This window comes from Dictyobacter aurantiacus, assembly GCF_003967515.1.
In the GTDB taxonomy this organism is placed as follows: domain Bacteria; phylum Chloroflexota; class Ktedonobacteria; order Ktedonobacterales; family Ktedonobacteraceae; genus Dictyobacter; species Dictyobacter aurantiacus.
Map to the genome: position 1 here is coordinate 1,112,196 of NZ_BIFQ01000001.1, position 12,544 is coordinate 1,124,739.

7 protein-coding genes are annotated in these 12,544 nt (G+C 55.9%); all 7 read right to left on the reverse strand.

The window, feature by feature from the left end; all coding sequences use genetic code 11:
* Window positions 1–47: 47 nt before the first annotated feature.
* A complete protein-coding gene (locus KTT_RS36535) occupies window positions 48–1,046 on the reverse strand; it encodes a BON domain-containing protein (protein ID WP_174844777.1) in 999 nt (332 codons plus the stop codon).
* A gap of 199 nt (window positions 1,047–1,245) precedes the next feature.
* Window positions 1,246–2,628 (reverse strand): glycoside hydrolase family 1 protein, encoded by a 1,383-nt coding sequence (locus KTT_RS04535; RefSeq protein ID WP_126594849.1) that lies wholly within the window; start codon window positions 2,626–2,628, stop codon window positions 1,246–1,248.
* A gap of 156 nt (window positions 2,629–2,784) precedes the next feature.
* Window positions 2,785–5,193: an FAD-dependent oxidoreductase gene (locus KTT_RS04540; RefSeq protein WP_126594850.1), complete on the reverse strand. Its 2,409-nt coding sequence runs from the start codon at window positions 5,191–5,193 to the stop codon at window positions 2,785–2,787.
* A 218-nt stretch (window positions 5,194–5,411) separates the two neighbouring features.
* A complete protein-coding gene (locus KTT_RS04545; RefSeq protein ID WP_126594851.1) occupies window positions 5,412–7,820 on the reverse strand; it encodes an FAD-dependent oxidoreductase in 2,409 nt (802 codons plus the stop codon).
* Between the two features lie 218 nt (window positions 7,821–8,038).
* Window positions 8,039–10,447 (reverse strand): FAD-dependent oxidoreductase, encoded by a 2,409-nt coding sequence (locus KTT_RS04550; protein ID WP_126594852.1) that lies wholly within the window; start codon window positions 10,445–10,447, stop codon window positions 8,039–8,041.
* Window positions 10,448–10,481: 34 nt separating this feature from the next.
* On the reverse strand, window positions 10,482–11,810 hold the full coding sequence (locus tag KTT_RS04555) for a complex I 51 kDa subunit family protein (RefSeq protein ID WP_126594853.1): 1,329 nt from the start codon (window positions 11,808–11,810) through the stop codon (window positions 10,482–10,484).
* Window positions 11,803–12,543, reverse strand: coding sequence for a hypothetical protein (locus KTT_RS04560; protein WP_126594854.1), 741 nt, complete (start codon window positions 12,541–12,543; stop codon window positions 11,803–11,805). Before KTT_RS04560 ends, KTT_RS04555 begins: the two co-directional genes overlap by 8 nt.
* Between the last annotated feature and the right edge of the window lies 1 nt (window position 12,544).

Consider the following 12,544-nt stretch of genomic DNA (forward strand, 5'->3'; position numbering starts at 1 on the left):
TTATAAAGTGATAATAGCGAATTATAATGTGGGCGCCCGGATAAAACCTACTTGGTATGGCGGACATACCTGCCAGGGACGATATCCTCCCCTTCGCCACCGGCTGAAGAGGCCATAACATTTAACAGGTCGGATTTGGAATTGATGATCAAGCCGTTCTCTACCGAGCGTACACCGGGGTAACTGCGGGCGATCTGTTCGGCGGCCGCCTTCTGCTCCGCAGTACGCACAAAACCGCTCAGGCGTACCGCGCCCAGGCGTGGATACACACCGATCGGCAGATCACGCGTACGCTCATCTCGTCCCAGCGCCATGGCCAGGTCGGCGGCCAGCGTGTCGTCTCCCACCAGGTGATTCTGGATCTCCAGGAGTCCCGGGACACCAGAGGCCTGATCTTCCACCATCTCGCCACGCAGAGAGCTGGAGATATTACCATCCAGGTAGAGTACGCTATCCAGGACGCGATTTTTCATACCAGGGAAGTCGATATGAATGGGAGTCATATCATAAATGACATCCTCAACTTCGCGCTGCAGTTCCTCGTCGGTACGATACGGCGGCAGGGTCTGGAAAACTGGCTCGGGCACGTTGATCAAGATCGTTCCGGCGTCAATCTTTGTAAAGTATTGCTGCAGGATCAGCACATCCTGGCCAGCCCGCAACGAACGCACCACGATATATGCCAGTTCGCCCGTCTGAGGGTGTGCCGCGATAAGCTTCAATGTACCACGCGAATTGGAGCCGGATTCCTGCACTGTGCTGCGCGCATCCAGTAAAGAGCCGCTAGACTGTGCGGTAGAAGCGTTAAGCTCATCACGCGAAATAGAGAGCGTGATGCCGTTACCGGAAGCATCCGTTACCGCGGAAAACGGTACGTAGACGGTTTTGCCAAAGAAACGACCGGTTTTCACGCCAAGTGAAACGATCCTCTGGCTACTGGGGTCTACACCCAGGTGGGAGAGCGTTCCATCTTCGCCATCAGCGCAAAATACCTTGCCGCCAAAGTGGAACTTCTCCATTTCAGAAATGGGAGATGATTTGTCCATCTATCGATCTAACCTCAACTTGTATACTCAAAACGACCCGGCCAGACAGAAATCAGGCGCTGCCGTTGTACTAGAAAGAAGTGTAGCACTTTCTACTTGTGCATGACAAGATACCTTGTGATACGGCCGCACCTATGCCTTTGCTAGCTTCGCTGTAGCCCGCAAGATAGGGAGGTGACGCGCATCTAACGATGCGAAATCAAACAGGTAGCTGACGACCATGGGTATCGGTGGTACCAAAGATGCTCTGCACCAGTTCGGGGGCATAGCGTTCCACTATGCTCTCGGTGATGGCGTTGGCCTGGCAGATCTCACCAAACATGCTGGCGCTGCGGCGCGGTGTCCGCCGCTGGGTCACAGGATCAAGCTCGATCAGGCCAAAGCGCGCATACCAGCCATCGTTCCATTCAAAGTTATCGACCAGCGTCCAGTGAAAATAGCCACGCACGGGAATACCATCCTGAATAGCACGATGTAAAATGGCCAGATGGGCCAGCAGGGCCGCGGGACGCCGATCATCCTGATGATCATTAAAGCCATTCTCAGTGATATAGAGCGGCTTATTACCACGTGTGCGCTGATAGATGGCCTTCAGAACTCGGTAGAGTCCCCATGGATAGATCTCGCCAAAGCTATCTGAGAGACCATCGTCATTGCGCACAGAGCCCGGGCGAACGAAACGGCGTGCAAAGGCTTCGGCAGGCCTGCGAGGATCAAAACGAACCATTTCACGTGTATAATAATTCACCCCGTGATAATCCCTGGCACCGGCGGCATGGGGTATGGGAGCCAGCACCTGATTGGCAGGAAAAGTGAAGCGCCCCGTCTCGCCAGCCTGCAATGCCGACCAGGTAAACATACGCTCGTGAACCGAGGCGGCGCTACGATCAAGCGGGGATAAGGGATTGGCGGGATCAAAGAGACGATAGTGCAGGCAGTAGCCGATCTGTGCCTGCGGCTGCATGCTGCGAATGGCGTAAAACGCTTCAACATGGGCCTGCATCAGGTTGCGCAACACCTGAAACGTGCGCACCACATCCTTCTCACCGGGTGGAAAGACGCCCAGCAAGTAGCCCTGGAACGCATAGACATTTGGCTCATTGAGCGTAATCCAGAACGAGCAGATATCCTTCAGGGTCGCCACGACATGGTGGACAAAGCGGATAAAGAAACGCACATTCTCTTCATGCGCAAAACCGCCACGCTCGGTAAACCAGAGAGGATCGGTAAAGTGATGCAGAGTCACAACGGGAACCAGGTGCAGTCGGCGCAGATCTAGGAGCATGGCGCGATAGCGCTCCAGGACCGCATCATCCCATTGCCCTTCTACGGGCTCAATGCGGCTCCATTCCAGACTGAACCGTAAAGCGTTATTCTCCATCTGCTCAGCCAGCAAAAAATCATGTTCCGCATACTCCCACCAGCTCGCCGCCTGGCCACAGGTATCACCGCTGAGGATATGCCCCTCTTGCTCCCAGCGATACCACTGGTTATTGGTATTTCCCCCTTCACATTGATAGGCAGCCGAGGCGGTCCCCCATAAAAACCCCTCGGGGAAACGTAATACGTGCTGTTGGCTCATCCTTTTCTCCGTCTACATGCCCGATATCGAATGGTATCTCTATTGTAACACGAACGGCAGAAAAGTTAGGACGAGATGTATATCAGATGTAATAGAAGGATGGCTATGTTGCCCGCTGGCTGGCGGGCAACATAGCCATCCTTCTATTACATCCGATTAGTCACGAATAGAGCGGGCGGGCAGCGGACGCACCAGCGGACTCATGACTGGCAGGTCCTTCTTGCCACGGGGCAGGCGCTGGCGCACCAGGTAGTTGGGCGCGTTGGCCAGATCGTTCTTCTCCAGCGTCACATCCTCACCAAAGCGGTTGAAGAAGGAGAGCTCGAAGTTCGGTGTCTCTCCCAGCGCTCCGTGCGGGCACACCTCGACGCAATCGCCGCAGAAGATACAACGATCGAGCGCGAAGGCATAGCGCGCCAGGTTACGCTCGGCCATCATCAACGATCCAGTCGGACACACCTGCACACAGGCGCCGCAGGAGACGCAGTCCGTGTCGTGCAGGGAAACGTTGAAGGGCGTCGAGACGATGGTATCGAAGCCTTTGCCGAACATGCCATAGCAGTCCGGACCAATCACATCGTGGCAGACACGCACACACTGCGTACAGTTGATGCACTTGTTGGGATCACGCAGAATGAAGCTGTGCGACAGATCGGTCTCGTAGTCATGGTAGTCGCTGGGCTCCCCATCGTGGAAGCGGTTGTCGGCCAGACCATGCTCGATACTGTAGCGCTGCAGATCACACTGTCCGGCGGCCGGGCAGGCGCACTGCAGACAGCGGGATGCCTCGCGCTGCGCCTGCTCCTGCAGGTAACCCATCTCGATGAGGGCGAAGCTCTTCTCACGCTTGTCATAGGGCAGCATCGGCATCTTGACCTTGGGCTCGACCGGCTTGTAGGGCACGATATCGAACAGGTCGGGACGCCGCTCCTCCAACTCCAGGCGGCGCGCCACCTCATTCATATCCTCTCCCATCAGATAGGAGTGGATCGAACGAGCCCCCAGTTTACCCTGGGCCACGCACTCGATGATCGTGCTGGCCCCTAGCTGGCAGTCACCACCGGCGAAGACGCCTTCACGATCCGTCATAAAGTTGTGCGGATTGGTCTGAACGGTTTTCCACTTGCTCCACTTGATGCCAGAAGATTCATTGATAACGCTGGTGTCGACGGCCTGTCCGACCGCTGGAATGACCGTGTCGCAGGCAATAGTAAATTCGGAACCAGGAATGGGGACCGGACGACGGCGACCGCTGGCATCGGGCTCACCCTGTTTGGTGCGCTGATATTCAATGCCAACCACCTTGCCGTTCTCTTCCAGGATACGCTGCTGGGCCGAGCGCACCTGCAGATGCGTCCCTTCCGCGATGCCGTCCTCGACCTCTTCCATCGTAGCAGTCATATCAGCACGGGTACGATAGTATGTGGTATGTACAGTTGCGCCCAGGCGCAGCGAAGTGCGGGTGCAGTCAAAGGTGGTAAAGCCACCGCCGATCACCACCACCTCGTCGCCCTCTTTGACCGGCACCGGCTTTCCCTCAACCTTATCATAGAGGAACTTGATGGCGTTCACCACGCCCTCAGCATCTTCACCCGGCACACGCATCGACTTACTGGTCCAGCAACCAATAGCGATGTAAACGGCATCAAAGCCCTGAGTAAACAGATCATCAACCTCGAAGTCACGACCCAGCTTCACATTCGACTGCAGGTCCACGCCAAGCTGCCAGACATGCTCTAGCTCACGATCCATCATATCCTTGGGCAGGCGATACTCTGGGATACCATAGCGCAGCATGCCTCCCGGCTGCGGCTGCATATCAAAGATCTTACAGTAGTAGCCGCGTAAGGCCAGATAATAGGCGCAAGAAAGCCCGGCTGGACCAGCGCCAATAATAGCCACCTTCTTACCGGTCGGGGGATCCTGCACATAAGGCATGGGTGCGTCCAGCAGGCAGGTCTCGGCGGCATGGCCGTGCATGCGGCAGATGGCGATCTCTTCATCCACCAGCGTGCGGCGGCAGGCCTTCTGACAGGGAGCCGGGCAGGTCAGACCCAGGATAAACGGGAATGGCAGCACCTCTTTGACCAGGCGGGCCGCTTCTTTCATCGCACCCTGCGCGATCAGCTCCAAATAGCCAGGGATATCGATGTGGGTTGGGCAATCAACCTGGCAGGGTGGCTGACAATAGGCGTTGTGATCAGAAAGCATCATCTCCAGGTTGGTACGGCGCAGATGGAACAGTTCGTCGGAAGTGGTCGTTACGACCATGTTAGGAGAAACGGGGGTGTTACAAGAGGGCAGGGGTCGCTCGATACCTTCAATATGCACCAGGCACATGCGGCAGGCCGAGGTAGGCTCCAGCTTCTCATCATTGCACAAATTCGGGATATCCGTAATCCCATTGTCAATGGCCACGCTCAGAATCGTCTGGCCCTCATACGCCTCTAGCACCCTACCATCGATGCTGATCGTTAGACTGGGATGCCCCAGTTCATTGCGCGTCATGGGGACAATTGCTTCTGGAGGCGTGAGCGAGAACGTATCGCGTGTCACGATCGTCATAATTCTGCCTCTTTTTCGTAGTTCCTAAAACAGCAGGAAAAACTTCGTTTCAAAGCATGTAATACAACATGCCTATGCTTATGTTACCTCAGAAAGCTTAAAACATCCAAGGGTATAAGGATTTTTTCCACCAATCGCAAATACCCGTTCTATTCTGCGCAACAAAAAACCGGACCTCAAATGAGGTCCGGTTTCCTGTTTTTGAAGCTGTCGCGTAATTACTCACGAATAGAGCGAGCGGGCAGCGGACGCACCAGCGGACTCATGACTGGCAGGTCCTTCTTGCCACGGGGCAGGCGCTGGCGCACCAGGTAGTTGGGCGCGTTGGCCAGATCGTTCTTCTCCAGCGTCACATCCTCACCAAAGCGGTTGAAGAAAGAGAGCTCGAAGTTCGGTGTCTCTCCCAGCGCTCCGTGCGGGCACACCTCAACACAGTCGCCGCAGAAGATACAACGATCGAGCGCGAAGGCATAGCGCGCCAGGTTACGCTCGGCCATCATCAACGATCCAGTCGGACACACCTGCACACAGGCGCCGCAGGAGACGCAGTCCGTGTCGTGCAGGGAAACGTTGAAGGGCGTCGAGACGATGGTATCGAAGCCTTTGCCGAACATGCCATAGCAGTCCGGACCAATCACATCGTGGCAGACACGCACACACTGCGTACAGTTGATGCACTTGTTGGGATCACGCAGAATGAAGCTGTGCGACAGATCGGTCTCGTAGTCATGGTAGTCGCTGGGCTCCCCATCGTGGAAGCGGTTGTCGGCCAGACCATGCTCGATACTGTAGCGCTGCAGATCACACTGTCCGGCGGCCGGGCAGGCGCACTGCAGACAGCGGGATGCCTCGCGCTGCGCCTGCTCCTGCAGGTAACCCATCTCGATGAGGGCGAAGCTCTTCTCACGCTTGTCATAGGGCAGCATCGGCATCTTGACCTTGGGCTCGACCGGCTTGTAGGGCACGATATCGAACAGGTCGGGACGCCGCTCCTCCAACTCCAGGCGGCGCGCCACCTCATTCATATCCTCTCCCATCAGATAGGAGTGGATCGAACGAGCCCCCAGTTTACCCTGGGCCACGCACTCGATGATCGTGCTGGCCCCTAGCTGGCAGTCACCACCGGCGAAGACGCCTTCACGATCCGTCATAAAGTTGTGCGGATTGGTCTGAACGGTTTTCCACTTGCTCCACTTGATGCCAGAAGATTCATTGATAACGCTGGTGTCGACGGCCTGTCCGACCGCTGGAATGACCGTGTCGCAGGCAATAGTAAATTCGGAACCAGGAATGGGGACCGGACGACGGCGACCGCTGGCATCGGGCTCACCCTGTTTGGTGCGCTGATATTCAATGCCAACCACCTTGCCGTTCTCTTCCAGGATACGCTGCTGGGCCGAGCGCACCTGCAGATGCGTCCCTTCCGCGATGCCGTCCTCGACCTCTTCCATCGTAGCAGTCATATCAGCACGGGTACGATAGTATGTGGTATGTACAGTTGCGCCCAGGCGCAGCGAAGTGCGGGTGCAGTCAAAGGTGGTAAAGCCACCGCCGATCACCACCACCTCGTCGCCCTCTTTGACCGGCACCGGCTTTCCCTCAACCTTATCATAGAGGAACTTGATGGCGTTCACCACGCCCTCAGCATCTTCACCCGGCACACGCATCGACTTACTGGTCCAGCAACCAATAGCGATGTAAACGGCATCAAAGCCCTGAGTAAACAGATCATCAACCTCGAAGTCACGACCCAGCTTCACATTCGACTGCAGGTCCACGCCAAGCTGCCAGACATGCTCTAGCTCACGATCCATCATATCCTTGGGCAGGCGATACTCTGGGATACCATAGCGCAGCATGCCTCCCGGCTGCGGCTGCATATCAAAGATCTTACAGTAGTAGCCGCGTAAGGCCAGATAATAGGCGCAAGAAAGCCCGGCTGGACCAGCGCCAATAATAGCCACCTTCTTACCGGTCGGGGGATCCTGCACATAAGGCATGGGTGCGTCCAGCAGGCAGGTCTCGGCGGCATGGCCGTGCATGCGGCAGATGGCGATCTCTTCATCCACCAGCGTGCGGCGGCAGGCCTTCTGACAGGGAGCCGGGCAGGTCAGACCCAGGATAAACGGGAATGGCAGCACCTCTTTGACCAGGCGGGCCGCTTCTTTCATCGCACCCTGCGCGATCAGCTCCAAATAGCCAGGGATATCGATGTGGGTTGGGCAATCAACCTGGCAGGGTGGCTGACAATAGGCGTTGTGATCAGAAAGCATCATCTCCAGGTTGGTACGGCGCAGATGGAACAGTTCGTCGGAAGTGGTCGTTACGACCATGTTAGGAGAAACGGGGGTGTTACAAGAGGGCAGGGGTCGCTCGATACCTTCAATATGCACCAGGCACATGCGGCAGGCCGAGGTAGGCTCCAGCTTCTCATCATTGCACAAATTCGGGATATCCGTAATCCCATTGTCAATGGCCACGCTCAGAATCGTCTGGCCCTCATACGCCTCTAGCACCCTACCATCGATGCTGATCGTTAGACTGGGATGCCCCAGTTCATTGCGCGTCATGGGGACAATTGCTTCTGGAGGCGTGAGCGAGAACGTATCGCGTGTCACGATCGTCATAATTCTGCCTCTTTTTCGTAGTTCCTAAAACAGCAGGAAAAACTTCGTTTCAAAGCATGTAATACAACATGCCTATGCTTATGTTACCTCAGAAAGCTTAAAACATCCAAGGGTATAAGGATTTTTTCCACCAATCGCAAATACCCGTTCTATTCTGCGCAACAAAAAACCGGACCTCAAATGAGGTCCGGTTTCCTGTTTTTGAAGCTGTCGCGTAATTACTCACGAATAGAGCGAGCGGGCAGCGGACGCACCAGCGGACTCATGACTGGCAGGTCCTTCTTGCCACGGGGCAGGCGCTGGCGCACCAGGTAGTTGGGCGCGTTGGCCAGATCGTTCTTCTCCAGCGTCACATCCTCACCAAAGCGGTTGAAGAAAGAGAGCTCGAAGTTCGGTGTCTCTCCCAGCGCTCCGTGCGGGCACACCTCAACACAGTCGCCGCAGAAGATACAACGATCGAGCGCGAAGGCATAGCGCGCCAGGTTACGCTCGGCCATCATCAACGATCCAGTCGGACACACCTGCACACAGGCGCCGCAGGAGACGCAGTCCGTGTCGTGCAGGGAAACGTTGAAGGGCGTCGAGACGATGGTATCGAAGCCTTTGCCGAACATGCCATAGCAGTCCGGACCAATCACATCGTGGCAGACACGCACACACTGCGTACAGTTGATGCACTTGTTGGGATCACGCAGAATGAAGCTGTGCGACAGATCGGTCTCGTAGTCATGGTAGTCGCTGGGCTCCCCATCGTGGAAGCGGTTGTCGGCCAGACCATGCTCGATACTGTAGCGCTGCAGATCACACTGTCCGGCGGCCGGGCAGGCGCACTGCAGACAGCGGGATGCCTCGCGCTGCGCCTGCTCCTGCAGGTAACCCATCTCGATGAGGGCGAAGCTCTTCTCACGCTTGTCATAGGGCAGCATCGGCATCTTGACCTTGGGCTCGACCGGCTTGTAGGGCACGATATCGAACAGGTCGGGACGCCGCTCCTCCAACTCCAGGCGGCGCGCCACCTCATTCATATCCTCTCCCATCAAATAGGAGTGGATCGAACGGGCATTCAGCTTACCCTGCGCCACACCTTCAATAATGGTCTTAGCACCCATCTGACAGTCGCCACCGGCGAAGACGCCTTCACGATCCGTCATAAAGTTGTGCGGATTGGTCTGAATGGTCTTCCACTTGGTCCATTTGATACCGGAAGCCTCGTCGAGCACCTTGGTGTCGACGGCCTGACCAATAGCCGGGATCACAGTATCACAGTTCAGCACAAATTCGGAACCTGGAACCGGAACCGGACGACGGCGACCGCTGGCATCGGGCTCGCCCAGCTTATTGCGCTGGAACTCAACGCCGGTAACACGACCATTTTCAGAGATCACACGCGTCTGGCTGACATACAACTGCAGGTGTGTACCCTCGGCCTCACCGTCCTCAACCTCTTCAGTTGTAGCGCCCATCTCGGTGCGACCACGGCGATACATCGTATGCACCTTGGCACCAAGGCGCAGCGAGGTACGGGTACAGTCGAAAGCGGTGAAACCACCACCGATGACGATAACCTCGTCACCGTCTTTCACGGGTACCGGCTTCCCTTCAACCTTATCACCCAGGTAGCGAATAGCGTTCACCACGCCCTCGGCATCTTCACCAGGAACACGCAGATCATTACTGGTCCAACAACCGATAGCCAGGTAGACAGCATCGAAGCCCTGAGCAAACAGGTCATCGATCGTGAAATCACGACCCAGCTTCACGTTGGCCTGGAAGTCGATCCCCATATCCCACAGTTGCTGGAACTCGCGATCCATCATATCCTTGGGCAAGCGATACTCAGGGATACCATAGCGCAGCATACCGCCAGCCTGGGGCTGCATATCGAACACCTTACAATAGTGTCCGCGCAGAGATAGATAATAAGCGGCAGTCAGACCGGAAGGGCCACCACCAACCACCGCAACCTTCTTGCCGGTCGGGGGATCCTGCACATAAGGCAGGGGTGGATCGAGCAGGCAGGTCTCGGCGGCATGACCGTGCATACGACAGATGGCGATCTCCTCATCCACCAGTGTACGGCGGCAGGCCTTCTGACAGGGAGCCGGACAGGTCAGACCCAGAACGAACGGGAACGGCAGCACTTCTTTGACCAGGCGGGCCGCTTCCTTCATCGAGCCTTGCGCAATCAGCTCCAAATAGCCAGGGATATCGATGTGGGTTGGACAATCGACCTGGCAGGGTGGCTGGCAATAGGCGTTGTGATCGGAGAGCATCATCTCCAGGTTGGTACGGCGCAGATGGAACAGTTCATCAGAGTTCGTCGTGACGACCATACCTGGCTCAGCCGGTGTATTACAGGAAGGCAGAGGGCGCTCAACGCCTTCGATGTGCACCACGCACATACGGCAAGCGGAGGTCGGCTCTAGCTTCTCGTCATTGCACAAATTCGGGATATCCGCGATCCCGTTATCAATCGCCACACTCAGGATGGACTGGCCCTGGTAAGCTTGCATTGTCTTACCATCAATGGTCAACGTAAAACTGGGATGACCCACTTCATTACGAACCATTGGAGGCTGAGCTGCCTGAGTCGCTGGTGAGAAATTATCACGGATTGATATAGCCATGTACTATTCCTTTTCCAAAGGTCCTAGGATCTAACTACGGCAGAACGTGCTTGGTTACGAAACGGTGGGCACGTACCGGAACGCATGTACCGGTGGGGCAACGCAGTTCCTGAATATGCATCGTAAAATGCTCAGGCCAGTACCGCTTGGCGGTCTTTAATGGATTTGTTGCCTGAACGCCAAAGCCACAGAGCGAGCCATTGGGCACATAATCTGCAAATTCATCCAGCACATCAAGATCTCCACCCACGCCGAGATCGCTCACGATCCCTTCGAGGATACCTCCGATACGCTTGACACCCAGACGACAGGGAACACATTTACCACAGGATTCCTTGCTGAGATAGTTGCTACGCTCCATCGCCCAGGACACCATACAGGTATTGGCGGGAAGCAACTCAACAATGCCCGAACCAACGATCGCACCCGCATCTTCCAGCGGATCAAAATCGTAGGCCGTATCCAGTGAAGCGAAAGGCAGGGCGCCTCCTTCGGCTCCACCAACCACTACCGCGCGCACATCGCTTTCAACGGGATTTAAGCCGGCGTGGGCCAGGATATCACGCAATGTGGCGCCAAATGGAACCTCAACCACCTGGGGCTCGCTGACAGGCGATGCATAGATGGTCAAAACTTTTGTGCCACCTGTCATAGCGGAACCAACGCTGGCAAACGCGGCCGCCCCCTCACCAACAATATAGGGAACATTCATCAATGTCTCAACCGAATTGATGGCGGTCGGCTTGTCCCATAGGCCATACTGAGATGGAAACGGAGGACGCTGATCGGGCATGCCACGACGCCCCTTGATCAAGGCCATCTGCACGGTCTCTTCACCACCCATAAATCCCATTTCCGCGCCGAGGACGGTAATAGTACAAGAGAAGTCGGTATTGAGAATATCGCGTCCGACCAGGTTGGCCTCGGCAGCCTCCCGCACCGCCTGCTGAATAGCCTCATTGGCCGCGGCCGCGCTACTGCGGGTAAACAGGTACGCCTCGGTCGCGCCTACCGTATAGGCGGCCAGCAGGATACCCTCAATGGCCTGGTGAGGATTACGTTCAAGCAGAGTACGCACCGCCAGCGAGCGACTATCGGCATCGTATGCGTTACAAATAACATATTTCTGGTTATCCTGCGACTGCCGTACAATACGCCATTTTTCGCCGGTTAAGCGGCCAGCGCCACCGCGCCCGCGCAATTTTGCATCAATAACCTGTTGATTCACCTGCTCCGGGGTCAATCCGCGCAGGGCTTTCTCCAGGGCGGCATAACCACCATTGGCGCGATACGCCTCTAAAGAACGTACGTCAGCATCAGCTGCACGCCGCAAGACACGATAGGATTGTTCAAAATTAGGCATCTGGCTGCCTCACATGATTAATATTTCCCCAAACACCGCGCTTGCTCGCAGCCAAGCCACGTTCCGGTTGGTCATCACGTGTGATGCCTTTAACAGCGGGTGCGGGTTTAAACTTCGGACTCATAGTCGCGATACCGAAAATATCGCTCAGATCAACGCCACGGGCCTGAACGATACGCTTGGCCGCCTGTAATGGAAAGTAGCCATAGATATCCATCACTGCATCCAAAAGGCCTGGCAAGGCACCGGCCTCCTGTGACCAGGTTGCCAGCAGGGTATCGACCTTGCTCAAATCGATCTCAGGCTCCAGGTTATCTTTCACCGGCATGGCCACGCAGGGATTGACAGGCTTATTGAAGTAGTCCACTGCGTATTCAGAGATACGCGATTTATAGAAGCCTGCATGCGAAGAACCGGTGGCAGGCGCCAGTTTACGTGGCGTAAACTTTTCAGCTCCCTCACGGATATATGACTTAAACCAGGGGCGATCTTTCCACTCAAGGAGAGGCTCATACTCGATCGTAATGGCACGAGGAGGGCAAGCTTTCTCACAGAGAAGACAGGACTCACATTTAAGGTTGAACTCGGTCTTCAAGCCATCCTGTGCGATTAATTGAATCAAACCACGGCTACGTGGTGGCAGTTTTGGCTTCTCATAAGGATAGAGTCGCGTCACCTTCGGCCGGAACATATGGCTAAAGGTTAGACCCAAACCTTCCAGGATACCACGCATA

Excerpts from the sequence above, each read along its gene's own strand:
- KTT_RS04550 (WP_126594852.1), bottom strand. The coding sequence starts at position 10,447 with ATGGCTATATCAATCCGTGATAATTTCTCACCAGCGACTCAGGCAGCT.
- KTT_RS36535 (WP_174844777.1), bottom strand. The coding sequence starts at position 1,046 with ATGGACAAATCATCTCCCATTTCTGAAATGGAGAAGTTCCACTTTGGC.
- KTT_RS04560 (WP_126594854.1), bottom strand. The coding sequence starts at position 12,543 with ATGCGTGGTATCCTGGAAGGTTTGGGTCTAACCTTTAGCCATATGTTC.
- KTT_RS04545 (WP_126594851.1), bottom strand. The coding sequence starts at position 7,820 with ATGACGATCGTGACACGCGATACGTTCTCGCTCACGCCTCCAGAAGCA.
- KTT_RS04535 (WP_126594849.1), bottom strand. The coding sequence starts at position 2,628 with ATGAGCCAACAGCACGTATTACGTTTCCCCGAGGGGTTTTTATGGGGG.
- KTT_RS04540 (WP_126594850.1), bottom strand. The coding sequence starts at position 5,193 with ATGACGATCGTGACACGCGATACGTTCTCGCTCACGCCTCCAGAAGCA.
- KTT_RS04555 (WP_126594853.1), bottom strand. The coding sequence starts at position 11,810 with ATGCCTAATTTTGAACAATCCTATCGTGTCTTGCGGCGTGCAGCTGAT.